Raw genomic sequence first — 17,175 nt, 5'->3', positions numbered from 1 at the left:
TTGCAGCCATGTTTGTCCTCGTCAGCACTCTGGCTCATGCAGTTGAAATCCAGTCATGGATTGCACCGCAAGGTGCCCGCGTATTGCTGGTAGAGACGCATGCCAACCCGATACTGGATGTGCGGGTTGACTTTGACGCAGGCAGCCGGCGCGATCCACCTGGCAAAGAAGGGCTGGCCGCCATGGTGGCGGGCCTGCTGGATAGCGGGACTGGCCAACTAGATGAAGAGGCCATCCAGCAACAGCTGGCCAACAGTGCAGCGCAGCTGAACGGTTTTGCCGAACTGGAAACCGCCGGAGTGCGTATGCGCAGTCTGAGCCGATCCGACCTGCAAGAGCGTGTCACCGGACTGGCCACCCTGCTGCTGACCCAACCGACGTTTGCGACGGCAGTGTTGAATCGCGAACGGCAACGCGCCATCGAAAGCCTGCTGCAAAAGCAGGAGGATGCCGGCGCAAGTGCTGACATCACCTTGCAACAGCGCATGTATGGTGATCATCCCTACGCCAGACCTGCGTTCACCGCGGTCAAAAGCCTGCAAGCCATCCAGCGCGAAGATCTGCTGCAGTTCTGGCAGCAGCACTACCGCGCAGCAGGGGCCGTGGTTTCCATTGTTGGAGATATCAAACGTCAGGACGCTGAAAAACTGGTCAATGTCATGCTGCGTAACTTGCCACAAAGCACACTGCCATTGCCGGATATCGCACAAGTGCCCCCACAGTCTGTTGCTCAGCTTCATCTGGCACGGCCCGGCAGCCAGACCCATATTGCCATGGGCATGCCGGTGCTCCGGCGTGACGACCCGGACTACTACCCACTGCTGGTTGGCAATTACATACTTGGTGGCGGCGGTTTTGATTCCCGTCTGATGCAGGAGCTGCGCGTGCGACGCGGCTTGACCTATGGTGTGCGCAGTCATTTCACACCATTACAACAAGCCGGGCCGTTTGTCATTTCACTGGCTACCCGCAATGCTGAGGCCGGCTTGGCTTTGCAGACAACGCGCGAAGTGCTGGGGCACTATATAAAGGAAGGGCCGACTGAAGCAGAGTTGAAGCAGGCCAAGGCCAATATCATTGGCGGCTTTCCATTGCGCTATGACAGCAACAGCAAATTGCTGCCCTATCTCGCCGTCATCGGTCAGTACCACTTGCCCTTGAGCTATCTGCAGGACTACCCGCACGCCGTAGCCCAGGTGAGTGTTGCGCAGATTCGAGATGCCTGGCAACGCCGGATAGACCCACAGCAAATGCAGATTGTGACGGCAGGCGCTACACCTTGAGCGTCAAACTGCTAGCGATGCAGCATGCCAGGCGGGAAAAGAGTAAACTCTCGCCCTTGTGTTTTCAGCCCATGCATCATGAATCAGCAGCGAAACAAAGTCCGTATCATCGGTGGCCAGTACCGCCGCCGCTTGTTACCGTTCCCGGATGCCGAGGGCTTGCGGCCCACACCGGATCGTGTCAGGGAAACCGTATTCAACTGGCTGGGTCAGGAACTCTATGGCAAGCGCTGCCTCGACCTGTTTGCCGGTAGCGGGGCGCTGGGATTTGAAGCCGCATCGCGCGAGGCCGCTCGCGTGGTCATGGTGGAGAAGTCACGCAAGGTGGTCGAATCGCTCAAGGCGAATCGTCAGCTGCTCGCCGCAACACATATAGATGTAGTCGCCATGGACGCAATGCACTACGTGCAAAGCTGTCGCGAAAAGTTCGATGTCATCTTCCTGGACCCACCATACGATTCCACGCTGCTGCAGCAAGTACTGCCGCTGGTCGCAGCACTACTGGCAGAAGACGGTGTGGTGTACTTCGAAGCAAGGCATTGGCCAGAAGCCCTTAGCGGCTGGGAAGTCATCAAGCAAGACAAAGCCTCATCCGTGCATTACGCACTGGCAAGGCCACTGGAAGAAGAATCGCTGTAATGCACCTGCAAGTCGCCGCATAAAGATATAACGGGGCGAACTTGCGACTGCTGCAGGTGGATGACAGAATCAATACTGTGAATACTTGAGGAAATTACTATGTCTCTCATGATTACCGACGAATGCATCAACTGCGACGTCTGTGAACCGGAATGCCCGAACAACGCCATCTCGCAAGGTGAAGAGATCTACCAGATCGACCCGAACCTGTGCACCCAGTGCGTTGGTCATTACGACGAACCGCAGTGCCAGCAAGTCTGTCCGGTGGATTGCATCCCGCTGGATCCGGCTCATCCGGAAACCCAGGAAGAGCTGCATGCAAAATATCTGCAGATTTCCGGCAAGGCCTGATCAAGGCTAAGTGCTTGATGCAAAAAGCAGAGCCCCGCCCAGTGCGGGGCTTTGTGCATTTTCCGGCAAAAATAATTAAAAAAAATGCGCTACAGGTGTTGACGGCGGAAACGGGTATCTATACTATTCGGGTCTCTCAGGGGGGGTTACCCCAGCGGTCAACGGGTCCGGACTGTAAATCCGGCGGCTCAGCCTTCGAAGGTTCGAATCCTTCTCCCCCCACCAGAATTATTTACGTCTTGGCGGCGTGTAGTTTGAAAGCCGTTTAGTTGTTGCAGGCGGGTGTAGCTCAATGGTAGAGCAGAAGCCTTCCAAGCTTACGACGAGGGTTCGATTCCCTTCACCCGCTCCAAGCGTTATTGCCTGTTTAAGGGCCCATGTAGCTCAGGGGTAGAGCACTCCCTTGGTAAGGGAGAGGTCGGCAGTTCAATTCTGCCCATGGGCACCACCCATTTGTTTGTTAGAGACTCAATTCAGGAAATTTTGCCATGGCTAAGGAAAAGTTCGAGCGGACCAAACCGCACGTAAACGTCGGCACCATCGGTCACGTTGACCATGGTAAGACCACCCTGACCGCAGCGATCACCACCATTCTGTCGAAGAAGTTCGGTGGCGAAGCCAAGGACTACTCCCAGATCGACAGCGCGCCGGAAGAAAAGGCACGTGGTATTACCATTAATACCGCACACGTAGAATACGAAACCGAATCCCGTCACTACGCTCACGTAGACTGCCCGGGTCACGCCGACTACGTTAAGAACATGATTACCGGTGCTGCCCAGATGGACGGCGCTATCCTGGTGTGCTCCGCTGCTGACGGCCCGATGCCGCAAACCCGCGAACACATCCTGCTGTCCCGTCAGGTTGGCGTACCGTACATCATCGTTTACCTGAACAAGGCTGACCTGGTTGACGACGCTGAACTGCTGGAACTGGTTGAAATGGAAGTGCGCGATCTGCTGTCTTCCTACGACTTCCCGGGCGATGACACTCCGGTAGTGATCGGTTCTGCTCGTCTGGCACTGGAAGGCGACCAATCCGAAATGGGCGAACCCTCCATCTTCCGTCTGGCAGCTGCTCTGGACTCCTACATCCCGACGCCGGAACGCGCTGTTGACAAGCCGTTCCTGCTGCCGATCGAAGACGTATTCTCCATCTCCGGTCGTGGTACTGTAGTGACCGGTCGTGTAGAGCGCGGTATCGTTAAAGTTGGTGAAGAACTGGAAATCGTAGGCCTGAAGGCAACTGCGAAGACCACCTGCACCGGCGTTGAAATGTTCCGCAAGCTGCTGGATCAAGGTCAGGCTGGTGACAACGTAGGCGTACTGCTGCGTGGTACCAAGCGTGAAGACGTAGAGCGTGGTCAGGTTCTGGCCAAGCCGGGCACCATCACCCCGCACACCAAGTTCGGCGCATCGGTATACGTGCTGAGTAAGGATGAAGGCGGTCGTCACACCCCGTTCTTCGCTAACTACCGTCCGCAGTTCTACTTCCGTACTACCGACGTGACCGGTGCTGTAAGCCTGGCCGAAGGCGTGGAAATGGTAATGCCGGGTGACAACGTAGAAATTACCGTAGAACTGATCGCACCGATCGCTATGGAAGAAGGTCTGCGTTTCGCGATCCGTGAAGGTGGCCGTACTGTTGGCGCCGGCGTGGTAGCAAAGATCATTGCTTGATTAATAGGTTTATAGGCCAGTAGCTCAATTGGTAGAGTATCGGTCTCCAAAACCGAGGGTTGGGGGTTCGAGACCCTCCTGGCCTGCCAATTAAGACCAGCCGGCGCTTGTGCGCCGGTTGGTCTTTTGTCGCATACGCGCAGAGAACATTCCGCACATGGAAATGCAAGATAAACTCAAACTGGCCTTGGCCGGTCTGCTGGTGGTGGCCGGTGTTGTTGGCTTCTACATGATTCCCGAAGATCAGGGTGTATTGCGTGCTCTGGCATTCATTGTTGGTGTTGTCCTGGCGGCTGGTGCCGTCTGGTTGTCGACTCCGGGCAAGGAGTTTGTTGCCTATGCCAATGATTCGTTGGTCGAGGCGCGCAAGGTCGTATGGCCAACCCGCAAGGAAGCCATGCAAATGACCGGCATGGTTTTCGTCTTCGTTCTGGTGCTGGCCCTGTTTATGTGGATGGTGGATTCGGGTCTGTCCTGGTTGTTCTACGATGTAATTCTTGGTCGAGGTAGATAATGGCAAAGCGCTGGTACGTTGTGCATGCTTATTCCGGTTTTGAGAAGAGTGTGCAGAAGGCGCTGCGTGAGCGCATCGAACGTTCCGAGGTGGCAGACCTGTTCGGCCAGATCCTCGTTCCGGTAGAGGAAGTGGTGGATGTGAAGAATGGCCGCCGCTCCATTACCGAGCGCAAGTTTTTCCCTGGTTATGTTCTGGTCGAAATGGACATGACTGATGATACCTGGCACCTGGTAAAGAGCACGCCTAAGGTAACCGGTTTTGTTGGTGGTACCGCCAATCGTCCGGCTCCGATTTCCAAGAAGGAAGTCGATGCCATCATGCAGCAAATGCAAGAGGGCGTGGAAAAGCCGAAGCCGAAGGTGTTGTTTGAGGTGGGTGAAAAAGTCCGTGTTATCGACGGTCCGTTCAATGACTTCAACGGCTCTGTTGATGAAGTTAACTACGAACGTAACAAGCTGCGTGTGTCGGTGCAGATCTTCGGCCGCGACACGCCGGTAGAGCTGGATTTCAGTCAGGTAGAAAAGCTGTAATTTTACTTGGCAGCTAGTTTGTAAGCGTATATACTGTTGCGCTTTCGTCCGGGAAGCGAGTGCACGCTCGCGCTATACCCATTTTAGGAGTTTTAATCGTGGCAAAGAAAATTGTCGGCTATGTAAAGCTGCAAGTGCCCGCTGGTAAGGCCAACCCGTCTCCTCCGATCGGTCCGGCTCTTGGTCAGCGTGGTCTGAACATCATGGAATTCTGCAAGGCGTTCAACGCCCAGACTCAAGGCATCGAGCCGGGTCTGCCTATTCCGGTTGTGATCACTGCTTACGCAGACAAGTCCTTCACCTTCATCATGAAGACGCCGCCGGCAACCATTCTGCTGAAGAAGGCTGCTGGTATCAAGTCCGGTTCCGCCAAGCCGCATACCGACAAGGTTGGCAAGGTAAGCCGCGCTCAGCTGGAAGAAATCGCCAAGACCAAGCAGCCGGATCTGACCGCTGCTGATCTGGATGCTGCTGTTCGCACCATCGCCGGCTCCGCCCGTTCGATGGGTCTTGAAGTGGAGGGTGTGTAAATGGCCAAGATTTCCAAGCGCCTGCAAACCCTGAAGGCAACTGTTGATCGCAACAAGCTGTACGCTGTTGAAGAAGCAATTGCACTGGTTAAGTCCGCTGCTACCGCCAAGTTTGACGAGTCCATCGACGTGGCCGTTAATCTGGGTGTTGATCCGCGTAAATCCGACCAGGTTGTACGTGGTTCCGTCGTTCTGCCGCGCGGCACCGGTAAGTCCGTACGCGTTGCTGTATTTGCTCAAGGCGCCAACGCCGAAGCCGCCAAGGCTGCCGGTGCTGAAGTTGTCGGTTTCGACGACCTGGCTGAGCAAGTAAAAGCTGGCAACCTGGACTTCGACGTTGTAATTGCCTCCCCGGATGCAATGCGCGTTGTTGGTCAACTGGGTCAAATCCTCGGCCCGCGTGGCCTGATGCCGAACCCGAAGGTTGGTACTGTTACCCCGAACGTTGCCGAAGCCGTTAAAAACGCCAAGGCCGGTCAGGTTCAATACCGTACCGACAAAGCCGGTATCATTCACGCCACCATCGGCCGTGCTTCTTTCGAAGCCGAAGCCCTGCGTGAAAACTTTACTGCTCTGGTAGATGCCCTGGTGAAAGCCAAGCCGGCCGCTTCCAAGGGCGTGTATCTGAAAAAGATCGCCGTATCCAGCACCATGGGTATTGGCGCTCGTGTAGATACCAGCTCCGTCAGCGCTTAAGTTTGATGTGAGTTCGGCAGGGTGGTTCGCCACCTTGCCACTGGCTTTGGGCTGGCAGGCTTACCTGCCAGATTGTCAAAGACCGTAGGAGCCGCAAGGCTTAATCGCAAGTTGCCTCCCGGTGGCCTGCATCCTGCGCAGATGGTGTACCCGAAAGTAGGCTTCTGAAGAGTTCAGGGCTCATGTAGCTCAGGGGTAGAGCACTCCCTTGGTAAGGGAGAGGTCGGCGGTTCAATTCCGCCCATGAGCACCAGTTTCCCTTCTCTATGTTGTCTCCTGATACAGGTCGCCGCTGCAAAGCGGAGCAGAAATCATTCTGCTTCATTTCAGTCTAGGAGATAGACCTTGAGTCTCAATATCGAAGATAAAAAGGCAGTCGTTGCTGCTGTAGCTGCCGAGCTGGCCGCTGCGCAGACCCTCGTCATCGCCGAATATCGGGGCATCGAGGTAAGCAGCATGACCAAGCTGCGCGCTCAGGCGCGTGAGCAAGGCGTTTACCTGCGCGTTCTGAAGAACACGCTGGTTCGCCGTGCGGTTGCTGGTACCCAATTCGAAGCGCTGGCCGAACAAATGGTTGGCCCGCTCGTTTACGGTATCTCTGCCGATCCGGTTGCTGCTGCCAAGGTGCTGCATCAATTTGCCAAGGCTGACGACAAGATCATCGTCAAGGCAGGTTCCTACAATGGCGCGGTACTGAATGCTGCTCAGGTTGCTGAGCTGGCGTCCATCCCGAGCCGCGAAGAACTGCTGTCCAAGCTCCTCTACGTTATGCAAGCTCCGGTTGCTGGCTTCGCCCGCGCCCTGGCTGCATTGGCAGAGAAGCAAGCCGAAGCCGCTTAACTTATTTGATTCTTATAGAATTCAGGAGATTTTTACATGGCAATCACCAAAGAAGACATCCTCGAAGCCGTTGCTGGCCTGACCGTTATGGAACTGAACGACCTGGTTAAGGCGTTCGAAGAGAAGTTCGGCGTTTCCGCTGCTGCCGTTGCCGTTGCCGGCCCGGCTGCTGGTGGCGCTGCTGCTGCTGAAGAAAAGACCGAGTTCGACGTTGTTCTGACCGCTGCTGGCGACAACAAGGTTAACGTGATCAAGGTTGTTCGTGCTATCACCGGCCTGGGCCTGAAGGAAGCCAAGGACATGGTTGACGGCGCTCCGAAGACCGTGAAAGAAGGCGTAGCCAAGGCTGAAGCCGAAGAAGTTCTGAAGCAACTGACCGAAGCCGGTGCCAAGGCTGAAATCAAATAATCTTCTTTGAAAAAAGAAGGTGAGGCTGGCGGAGAAATCCGCCAGCCTTATTGCGCTTGTAATTGGCCGAAACAAAGATAGTAAAAGCCAGCAATTACCCGGCGTGGCTGCTGACTTTTGGTTTCTTGCGCCACTACCACCTCGATGGAGACTCTATGAGTTATTCGTTTACTGAGAAGAAGCGTATTCGTAAGAGCTTTGCGAAACGCGCCAGTGTTCTCGATGTCCCATTCCTGTTGGCGACCCAGATTGATTCTTATGCCGATTTCCTGCAACTGGGTGTACCGCTAGATCAGCGCAAGGATGCTGGTCTGCAGGCCGCGTTCAAGTCGATCTTCCCGATCCATAGCCACAATGGCTATGCCCGCCTTGATTTTGCTCACTACATTCTGGGTGAGCCGCCGTTTGACGTGCAGGAATGTCAGCTGCGTGGCATTACCTATGCTGCTCCGCTGCGCGCCCGTATCCGTCTGACCATCCTGGACAAAGAGTCGTCCAAGCCGGTGGTAAAAGAAGTGCGCGAGAATGAAGTTTACATGGGCGAAATTCCGCTCATGACCACCAACGGTTCCTTCATCATCAACGGCACCGAACGCGTTATCGTTTCCCAGCTGCACCGCTCTCCGGGCGTGTTCTTCGAGCATGACCGCGGCAAGACCCATTCTTCCGGCAAGTTGCTGTTCTCTGCCCGCGTGATTCCGTACCGCGGTTCCTGGCTGGACTTCGAGTTTGACCCGAAAGACCTGCTGTACTTCCGTATCGACCGTCGCCGCAAGATGCCGGTGACCATCCTGCTGAAGGCACTGGGTTACAGCAACGAACAAATCCTGTCCGAGTTCTACAGCTTCGACACCTTCTACCTGACCAAGTCCGGCGTGTTCATGCGCGTGGTTCCGGAGCGTCTGAAGGGCGAAGTGGCCAAGTTCGACATCGTTGCTGCCGATGGCAAGCTGATCGTGGCCAAGGACAAGCGCATCACTGCCAAGCACATCCGTGACATCCAGACCGCTCAGCTCGATCGTATCGAAGTGCCGGCTGATGTCCTGCTGGGCAAGGTGCTGTCGCACAATGTCACCAATGTTGACACTGGCGAAGTACTGGCGCGCGCCAACGAAGAAATCACTGAAGAGCTGCTGGCCAAGCTGGCCCTGGCCGAGATCGAACAGGTTGAAGTGCTGTTCACCAACGATCTGGATCAAGGCGCTTACATCTCGCAAACCCTGCGCACCGATGACAGCCTGGACCGCCTGCAAGCGCGTGTTGCCATCTACCGCATGATGCGTCCTGGGGAGCCGCCGACCGAAGATGCGGTGGAAGCACTGTTCCAGCGCCTGTTCTTCAGCGAAGAAACCTACGATCTGTCGCGCGTAGGCCGTATGAAGTTCAGCTCGCGTACCTATCAGTACAAGTTCGATGAGAAGACCCCGGAGTGGTTCAAGTCGCTGATTGGTGAAAAATTCGCCCATCGTCGCGACGTGATGGAAGGCACCCTGTCGACTGAAGACATCGTTTCTGTCATCGCCATCCTGTGCGAACTGCGCAATGGCCGTGGCGAAGTGGATGACATCGACCATCTGGGTAACCGTCGTGTCCGCTCCGTGGGCGAACTGGCCGAGAACCAGTTCCGCGCCGGTCTGGTGCGTGTAGAGCGCGCAGTGAAGGAACGCCTGAATCAGGCTGAGTCCGACAACCTGATGCCGCACGACCTGATCAACGCCAAGCCGGTATCCGCTGCCATCAAGGAATTCTTTGGTTCCTCGCAGCTGTCCCAGTTCATGGACCAGACCAACCCGCTGTCGGAAATCACCCACAAGCGCCGTGTATCGGCTCTTGGCCCGGGCGGTCTGACTCGCGAACGCGCCGGCTTTGAAGTGCGTGACGTACACCCGACCCATTACGGTCGTGTATGCCCGATCGAAACCCCGGAAGGTCCGAACATCGGTCTGATCAACTCGCTGTCCGTGTTTGCACGTACCAACGAGTTCGGTTTCCTGGAAACCCCGTACCGCAAGGTGGTGGACAGCAAGGTCACCAACGAGATCGACTACCTGTCCGCCATCGAAGAAGGCCGTTACGTCATTGCTCAGGCCAACGCTGAGCTGGGTGAAGACGGTACCCTGGTTGACGAACTGGTAACCTGCCGTGAAAAGGGTGAAACCATTCTGGCTACCCCGGACCGCGTGCAGTACATGGACGTGGCTACCGGTCAGGTGGTATCCGTTGCCGCTTCGCTGATTCCTTTCCTGGAACACGATGACGCCAACCGTGCCTTGATGGGTGCCAACATGCAGCGTCAGGCCGTACCGTGCCTGCGCCCGGAAAAACCGTTCGTCGGTACCGGTATCGAGCGTTCGGTAGCGGTTGACTCCGGCACCACCGTGGTTGCCCGTCGTGGCGGCGTGGTTGACTACGTTGACGCCGGCCGTGTCGTAGTCCGCGTGAATGACGAAGAAGCCATTGCTGGCGAAGTAGGTGTGGATATTTATAACCTCACCAAGTTCACCCGTTCCAACCAGAACACCAACATCAACCAGCGTCCGGTGGTGAAGGTGGGCGACAAGATCGCCAGTGGCGACGTGGTAGCCGATGGTGCTTCTACTGACCTGGGCGAACTGGCTCTGGGTCAGAACATGACCATCGCCTTCATGCCGTGGAACGGTTACAACTACGAAGACTCGATCCTGATCTCGGAAAAGCTGGTTGCTGAAGACCGCTACACCTCGATCCACATCGAAGAACTGTCGGTTGTTTCGCGTGATACCAAGCTGGGACCGGAAGAAATCACCCGTGATATTCCGAACCTGTCCGAGCGCATGGCAGGCCGTCTGGATGAATCCGGCATCGTTTACATCGGTGCTGAAGTGGAAGCCGGTGATGTTCTGGTCGGCAAGGTAACACCGAAGGGTGAAACCCAGCTGACGCCGGAAGAAAAACTGCTGCGCGCCATCTTCGGCGAAAAAGCCTCCGACGTGAAAGACACTTCGTTGCGCGTGCCGACTGGTACCGTGGGTACCGTGATCGACGTACAGGTGTTCACCCGCGAAGGTATCGAGCGCGACAAGCGTGCTCAGTCCATCATTGATGCCGAACTGAAGCGCTATCGTCTCGACCTGAACGACCAGCTGCGTATTTTCGAAAACGACGCGTTCAGCCGTATCGAACGCCTGATCGTTGGCAAGCTGGCCAACGGTGGTCCGAAGCGTCTGGCCAAGGGTACCGCCATTGATGCCGAGTACCTGGAAAGCCTGCCGGTCAAGCACGACTGGTTCGACATCCGCATGGCTGATGAAGACATCGCCAAGCAGCTGGAACTGATCAAGGAAAGCCTGGTTCAGAAGCGCGAAGAATTCGACCTCAAGTTCGAAGACAAGAAGCGCAAGCTGACCCAGGGTGACGAACTGCCGCCGGGCGTACAGAAGATGGTCAAGGTTTACCTGGCTGTTAAGCGTCGTCTGCAAGCCGGTGACAAGATGGCTGGTCGTCACGGTAACAAGGGTGTGGTTTCCCGCATTCTGCCGATCGAAGACATGCCTTACATGGGCGACGGTCGTCCGGTCGACATCGTGCTGAACCCGCTGGGCGTACCGTCGCGTATGAACATCGGTCAGATTCTGGAAGTGCACCTGGGCTGGGCTGCCAAGGGTATTGGCGAGCGCATCGACCGCATGATCAAGCAACAGCAGGACGTTGCCGAACTGCGCGGCTACCTGGAGCGCATCTATAACGAAACAGGCAAGTCCGAAGACCTCGCCAGCCTGTCCGATGCCGAGATCCTGGATCTGGCAGACAACCTACGCAAGGGCATGCCGTTTGCCACGCCGGTATTCGACGGTGCCAAGGAAACCGAGATCAAGCACATGCTGGATCTGGCTTACCCGAGCGGCGACGAGCTGACCGAGAAGATGGGCTTTAACGAGTCCAAAACCCAGATGACCCTGTACGATGGCCGCTCCGGCGAAGCCTTCGACCGCAAGGTGACTGTGGGTGTGATGCACTACCTGAAACTGCATCACCTGGTTGATGACAAGATGCACGCCCGTTCCACCGGCCCGTACTCCCTGGTTACCCAGCAGCCGCTGGGTGGTAAGGCGCAGTTCGGTGGCCAGCGTTTCGGTGAGATGGAAGTGTGGGCGCTGGAAGCATACGGCGCCGCCTACACTCTGCAGGAAATGCTGACGGTGAAGTCCGACGATGTCACCGGTCGTACCAAAGTTTACGAAAACATCGTCAAGGGCGAACACAAGATCGACGCCGGCATGCCGGAATCCTTCAATGTATTGGTGAAGGAAATCCGCTCGCTCGGCCTGGATATCGACCTGGAACGTTATTGATTGGGTGAGAAGGCGCGGCATCATGCCGCGCCTCCTGTCCCCTGACTGGAGACGCAATGAAAGCTCTGCTCGACCTCTTTAAGCAAGTAACGCAAGAAGAAGAGTTTGATGCGATTAAAATCGGCATCGCTTCGCCCGACAAGATCCGTTCCTGGTCTTATGGTGAAGTCAAAAAGCCGGAAACCATCAACTATCGTACCTTCAAGCCGGAACGTGACGGCCTGTTCTGCGCCCGTATCTTCGGGCCGGTAAAAGACTACGAATGCCTGTGCGGCAAATACAAGCGCCTGAAGCATCGTGGCGTCATCTGCGAGAAGTGTGGCGTTGAAGTCACCCTGTCCAAAGTGCGTCGCGAACGCATGGGCCACATCGAACTGGCCAGCCCGACTGCGCACATCTGGTTCCTGAAGAGCCTGCCGTCTCGTCTGGGCATGGTGCTCGACATGACCCTGCGCGACATCGAACGCGTACTGTACTTCGAAGCATTCGTCGTGACCGATCCGGGCATGACGCCGCTGCAATACCGTCAGCTGCTCACCGAAGAAGACTTCCTGGACAAGGAAGACCAGTACGGCGAAGAATTCGTCGCCATGATGGGTGCCGAAGCCGTACGCGAACTGTTGAAGCGTCTGAATCTGGATACCGAGATCGAGACCCTGCGTCGCGAACTGGAAGCCACCAATTCCGACACCAAGATCAAGAAGATCGCCAAGCGTCTGAAAGTGCTGGAAGCCTTCCAGCGCTCCGGCATGAAGCCGGAATGGATGATTCTGGAAGTGCTGCCGGTACTGCCGCCGGAACTGCGTCCGCTGGTACCGCTGGATGGTGGCCGTTTTGCCACTTCCGACCTGAACGACCTGTATCGCCGCGTCATCAACCGTAACAACCGTCTGAAGCGCCTGCTGGAACTGCGCGCCCCGGACATCATCGTGCGCAACGAAAAGCGCATGCTGCAAGAATCGGTTGACTCGCTGCTGGACAACGGTCGTCGCGGCAAGGCCATGACTGGCGCCAACAAGCGTCCGCTGAAGTCGCTGGCCGACATGATCAAGGGTAAGGGCGGTCGCTTCCGTCAGAACTTGCTGGGTAAGCGTGTCGACTACTCCGGCCGTTCCGTGATTACCGTAGGTCCGACCCTGCGTCTGCATCAGTGCGGTCTGCCGAAGAAAATGGCGCTGGAACTGTTCAAGCCTTTCATCTTCCATAAGCTGGAAGTCATGGGCCTGGCTTCCACCATCAAGGCAGCCAAGAAGCTGGTCGAGCAGGAAGTGCCGGAAGTATGGGACATCCTGGAAGACGTGATCCGCGAACATCCGGTCCTCTTGAACCGTGCGCCGACCCTGCACCGTCTGGGTATCCAGGCGTTCGAGCCGGTACTGATCGAAGGCAAGGCCATCCAGCTGCATCCGCTGGTCTGCGCGGCATTCAACGCCGACTTTGACGGTGACCAGATGGCCGTTCACGTGCCGCTGTCGCTGGAAGCGCAGATGGAAGCCCGTACCCTGATGCTGGCCACCAACAACGTGCTGTCCCCGGCCAACGGCGACCCGATCATCGTACCGTCCCAGGATATCGTGCTGGGTCTGTACTACATGACCCGCGACAAGGTAAACGGCAAGGGTGAAGGCATGGTATTTGCCGACACCAAGGAAGTGCATCGCGCTTACGAAACCCGTCAGGTTGAACTGGCTACCCGCATTACCGTTCGTCTGAAAGAATGGGAAAAGGATGAGCAGGGCGAATTCCAGCCGGTGATCAAGCGTTACGAGACCACCGTTGGTCGTGCAATCCTGTCGGATATCCTGCCGAAGGGCCTGCCGTTCGAGCACATCAACAAGGCGCTGAAGAAGAAGGAAATCTCCAAGCTGATCAACGTATCGTTCCGCCGTTGCGGCATCCGCGATACCGTGATCTTCGCCGACCAGTTGATGTACACCGGTTTTGCCTACTCCACCCGTGGCGGTATCTCCATTTGCGTGGACGACATGCAAATCCCGGGCAAGAAGGTCGAGCTGCTGGGTGAAGCCCAGAAGGAAGTCAAGGAAATCGAAGAACAGTACCGTCAAGGTCTGGTTACCCAGGGCGAACGCTACAACAAGGTAGTGGACATCTGGGGCCGTACTGGCGACAAGATCGCCAAGGCCATGATGGACGAGCTGTCCAAGCAGAAGGTGCTGGACCGCGAAGGCAAGGAAGTCGATCAGGAATCCTTCAACTCCATTTATATGATGGCCGACTCTGGTGCGCGGGGTTCCGCAGCACAGATCAAGCAGCTGGCCGGTATGCGGGGTCTGATGGCCAAGCCGGACGGCTCCATTATCGAAACGCCGATTACCGCCAACTTCCGTGAAGGTCTGACGGTTCTGCAGTACTTCATCTCCACTCACGGTGCCCGTAAGGGTCTGGCGGATACGGCCTTGAAGACCGCTAACTCCGGTTACCTGACTCGTCGTCTGGTAGACGTGACGCAGGATCTGGTGGTGATCGAAGATGATTGCGGCACCAGCAATGGCTTCACCATGAAGGCGGTTCTGCAAGGTGGCGACGTTATTGAAGCACTGCGTGATCGTATTCTGGGTCGTGTTACCGCTGTTGACGTGGTTGATCCGTCGACTGGCGAAACCGTTCTGGAAGCCGGCACCCTGCTGGACGAACACATGGTTGACGTCATCGACAGCCTGGGTATCGACGAAGTCAAGGTCCGCACTGCCATTACTTGCGACACCCGTTATGGTCTGTGCGCCAAGTGCTACGGTCGTGACCTGGCACGCGGCAAGCGCGTGAACGCCGGTGAAGCAGTCGGTGTGATTGCTGCGCAGTCGATTGGTGAGCCGGGTACCCAGCTGACCATGCGTACCTTCCACATTGGTGGTGCCGCGTCCCGAAATGCCGCAGCCAGCCAGGTTGAAGGTAAGTCGAACGGTACCGTACGCTTCTCCAGCCAGATGCGTTATGTTGCCAACACCAAGGGAGAGCTGATTGTCATCACCCGTTCCGGTGAAGTGGTGATCCATGACGATATGGGCCGTGAGCGCGAACGCCACAAAGTACCGTATGGCGCCACCCTGATGGTGACCGACGGTCTGGTGATCAAGGCTGGTGCAGTCCTGGCGACCTGGGACCCGCACACCCGTCCGATCATCACCGAGTACGCTGGCCGCGTGAAATTCGAAAACGTGGAAGAGGGCAACACCGTTGCCAAGCAGACCGACGAAGTGACCGGTCTGTCCACCCTGGTGGTTATCGATCCGAAGCGTCGTGCCGGTTCGCAGTCCAAGATGCTGCGTCCGCTGGTGAAGCTGCTGGACGAAAACGGTCTGGAAGTGAAGCTGGCAGGTTCGGATGCTTCGGTATCCATCACCTTCCAGGTAGGCGCCATCATTACCGTGCGTGACGGTCAGGAAGTGGGCAAGGGCGAAGTGCTGGCCCGCATCCCGCAGGAATCCTCCAAGACCCGTGACATTACCGGTGGTCTGCCGCGTGTGGCCGAACTGTTCGAAGCCCGTTCGCCGAAGGACGCCGGTATGCTGGCCGAGGTGACCGGTACTGTTTCCTTCGGTAAGGACACCAAGGGCAAGCAGCGTCTGATCATCACCGATCTGGAAGGTAACGGTTACGAAAACCTGATCCCGAAAGACAAGCACGTTCTGGTGCACGATGGTCAGGTCGTCAACCGTGGTGAACTGATCGTCGACGGTCCGGTTGACCCGCACGACATTCTGCGTCTGCAAGGTATCGAAGCGCTGGCACGTTACATCGTCCAGGAAGTTCAGGAAGTGTACCGTCTGCAAGGTGTGAAGATTAACGACAAGCACATCGAAGTGATCATTCGCCAGATGCTGCGTCGTGTCATCATCTCCGACAGTGGTGACACCGAGTTCATCCAGGGTGAACAGGTTGAACGTGCGGACGTGCTGGAAATGAACGACCAGATGCTGGCCGAAGGCAAGGAACCTGCCCAGTACGAAAACATCCTGCTGGGTATTACCAAGGCTTCCCTGTCCACCGACTCCTTCATCTCGGCGGCTTCCTTCCAGGAAACCACCCGCGTGCTGACCGAAGCGGCCATCATGGGCAAGAAGGATGATCTGCGCGGTCTGAAGGAAAACGTGATTGTGGGTCGTCTGATTCCGGCCGGTACCGGTCTGGCCTATCACCGTACCCGTCGCCGCCAGGGGCAAGGACTGGATATTTCCCAGTCCCAGTTGCTGGATGAGCAACACGTGGATGAAGTGGAAAACAACAGCTAAGCAGTACAAACTGGCTGTCTGTTGAAAAAACGCCGCGCTACCAGCTGCAGTTGCTGGTAGTGCGGCGTTTTTCAATTGACGGTAAGTATTTGACTAAAATATAATCCTCCGTCCTTCTGGAGGCGTGTTGTCTGCAGAATGAATCAACTAGGAACTGATAGTAATGCCAACCATTAACCAACTCGTTCGCAAGGGCCGTGCGGTCCTGACCGTGAACAGCAAGGTGCCTGCGCTGGAAGCCTGCCCGCAGAAGCGTGGCGTGTGCACCCGTGTTTACACTACCACCCCGAAAAAGCCGAACTCCGCGCTGCGTAAAGTATGCAAGGTTCGTCTGACCAACGGCTTCGAAGTGATTTCCTACATCGGTGGTGAAGGCCACAACCTGCAGGAACACTCCGTAGTGCTGATCCGTGGCGGTCGTGTAAAAGACTTGCCGGGTGTGCGTTACCACACCGTACGCGGCTCCCTGGACACCGCAGGTGTTAAGGACCGTAAACAGTCCCGTTCCAAATACGGTGCTAAGCGTCCTAAATAATTGGGATGTACTGGCGGCGGCCTGAGGTCGTCGAGTAAGTGGCTGCTTTTACATGGGTGGTCATGAGCACAAGCTCAACTGAATAATGAAGGAAGTAACATGCCAAGACGCAGAGAAGTCCCCAAGCGCGAGATTCTGCCGGATCCGAAGTTCGGTTCCCAAGATCTGTCTAAGTTCATGAACGTCGTGATGATCGACGGCAAGAAAGCCGTTGCAGAACGCATCATCTACGGCGCACTGGAACAGATCGAAAAGAAAACCGGCAAGAGCGCACTGGAAGTGTTCAACGCAGCACTGTCCAATGCCAAGCCGATTGTTGAAGTAAAAAGCCGCCGTGTAGGTGGTGCAAACTATCAAGTTCCTGTTGAAGTTCGTCCGTCCCGTCGTATGGCTCTGGCCATGCGCTGGCTGCGTGATGCTGCGCGTAAGCGTGGCGAAAAGTCCATGGACCTGCGCCTTGCCGGTGAGCTGATCGACGCTGCCGAAGGTCGTGGCGGCGCCATGAAGAAGCGTGACGAAGTGCATCGTATGGCAGAAGCCAACAAGGCCTTCTCTCACTTCCGCTTCTAAGCTCAACCACACAATA

14 protein-coding genes and 5 tRNA genes are annotated in these 17,175 nt (G+C 56.4%); all 19 read left to right on the top strand.

The annotated features are described in order from the left end of the window. Positions 1 to 8 precede the first annotated feature (8 nt). The 19 genes from HWX34_RS05715 (at position 9) to rpsG (ending at position 17,159) form a co-directional block, all read left to right on the top strand. Positions 9 to 1,283 (top strand): pitrilysin family protein, encoded by a 1,275-nt coding sequence (locus HWX34_RS05715; RefSeq protein WP_255496587.1) that lies wholly within the window; start codon positions 9 to 11, stop codon positions 1,281 to 1,283. A 78-nt stretch (positions 1,284 to 1,361) separates the two neighbouring features. Beyond that, complete coding sequence (gene rsmD / locus HWX34_RS05710; RefSeq protein ID WP_178971349.1) at positions 1,362 to 1,922, top strand: 16S rRNA (guanine(966)-N(2))-methyltransferase RsmD; 561 nt, start codon at positions 1,362 to 1,364, stop codon at positions 1,920 to 1,922. Between the two features lie 99 nt (positions 1,923 to 2,021). After that, positions 2,022 to 2,273, top strand: a complete 252-nt coding sequence (locus HWX34_RS05705; RefSeq protein WP_045846381.1) for a YfhL family 4Fe-4S dicluster ferredoxin — start codon at positions 2,022 to 2,024, stop codon at positions 2,271 to 2,273. 139 nt (positions 2,274 to 2,412) lie between these two features. Further along, positions 2,413 to 2,498 (top strand) — tRNA-Tyr (locus HWX34_RS05700). A gap of 53 nt (positions 2,499 to 2,551) precedes the next feature. Beyond that, positions 2,552 to 2,625 (top strand) — tRNA-Gly (locus HWX34_RS05695). A gap of 21 nt (positions 2,626 to 2,646) precedes the next feature. Next, a tRNA-Thr gene (locus tag HWX34_RS05690) sits at positions 2,647 to 2,721 on the top strand. Positions 2,722 to 2,761: 40 nt separating this feature from the next. Beyond that, entirely contained in the window at positions 2,762 to 3,952 is a 1,191-nt protein-coding gene (gene tuf, locus HWX34_RS05685; protein WP_119313285.1) for an elongation factor Tu, read from the top strand. Between the two features lie 13 nt (positions 3,953 to 3,965). Next, positions 3,966 to 4,041: transfer RNA gene (locus tag HWX34_RS05680), tRNA-Trp, on the top strand. A 68-nt stretch (positions 4,042 to 4,109) separates the two neighbouring features. Then, positions 4,110 to 4,466, top strand: coding sequence for a preprotein translocase subunit SecE (gene secE, locus HWX34_RS05675; protein ID WP_082086642.1), 357 nt, complete (start codon positions 4,110 to 4,112; stop codon positions 4,464 to 4,466). Next, positions 4,466 to 4,999 carry a transcription termination/antitermination protein NusG gene (nusG, locus tag HWX34_RS05670; protein ID WP_045848775.1) on the top strand — a complete coding sequence of 178 codons (534 nt, stop codon included), beginning with the start codon at positions 4,466 to 4,468 and terminating at the stop codon, positions 4,997 to 4,999. Before secE ends, nusG begins: the two co-directional genes overlap by 1 nt. A 98-nt stretch (positions 5,000 to 5,097) precedes the next feature. Then, entirely contained in the window at positions 5,098 to 5,529 is a 432-nt protein-coding gene (gene rplK / locus HWX34_RS05665; RefSeq protein ID WP_059287632.1) for a 50S ribosomal protein L11, read from the top strand. Then, positions 5,530 to 6,225, top strand: a complete 696-nt coding sequence (gene rplA / locus HWX34_RS05660; protein ID WP_045848777.1) for a 50S ribosomal protein L1 — start codon at positions 5,530 to 5,532, stop codon at positions 6,223 to 6,225. 178 nt (positions 6,226 to 6,403) lie between these two features. Further along, positions 6,404 to 6,478, top strand: a tRNA-Thr gene (locus HWX34_RS05655). Positions 6,479 to 6,570: 92 nt separating this feature from the next. After that, positions 6,571 to 7,065, top strand: coding sequence for a 50S ribosomal protein L10 (rplJ, locus tag HWX34_RS05650; protein WP_045848778.1), 495 nt, complete (start codon positions 6,571 to 6,573; stop codon positions 7,063 to 7,065). A 36-nt stretch (positions 7,066 to 7,101) separates the two neighbouring features. Next, positions 7,102 to 7,473, top strand: coding sequence for a 50S ribosomal protein L7/L12 (gene rplL / locus HWX34_RS05645; protein WP_045848779.1), 372 nt, complete (start codon positions 7,102 to 7,104; stop codon positions 7,471 to 7,473). Positions 7,474 to 7,628: 155 nt separating this feature from the next. After that, positions 7,629 to 11,804: a DNA-directed RNA polymerase subunit beta gene (gene rpoB / locus HWX34_RS05640; RefSeq protein ID WP_045848780.1), complete on the top strand. Its 4,176-nt coding sequence runs from the start codon at positions 7,629 to 7,631 to the stop codon at positions 11,802 to 11,804. A gap of 56 nt (positions 11,805 to 11,860) precedes the next feature. Further along, the gene (gene rpoC / locus HWX34_RS05635; protein WP_178971348.1) at positions 11,861 to 16,054 is read left to right on the top strand and encodes a DNA-directed RNA polymerase subunit beta'; all 4,194 of its coding nucleotides are present in this window, start codon (positions 11,861 to 11,863) and stop codon (positions 16,052 to 16,054) included. Between the two features lie 163 nt (positions 16,055 to 16,217). Further along, complete coding sequence (rpsL, locus tag HWX34_RS05630; protein ID WP_045848782.1) at positions 16,218 to 16,589, top strand: 30S ribosomal protein S12; 372 nt, start codon at positions 16,218 to 16,220, stop codon at positions 16,587 to 16,589. 99 nt (positions 16,590 to 16,688) lie between these two features. Then, entirely contained in the window at positions 16,689 to 17,159 is a 471-nt protein-coding gene (gene rpsG, locus HWX34_RS05625; protein ID WP_045848783.1) for a 30S ribosomal protein S7, read from the top strand. Positions 17,160 to 17,175 lie beyond the last annotated feature (16 nt).

The organism is Aquitalea sp. LB_tupeE (assembly GCF_013391415.1).
In the GTDB taxonomy this organism is placed as follows: domain Bacteria; phylum Pseudomonadota; class Gammaproteobacteria; order Burkholderiales; family Chromobacteriaceae; genus Aquitalea.
Note: the sequence above shows the minus strand (reverse complement) of the source record. Positions and strands in the feature narration are given on the sequence as shown.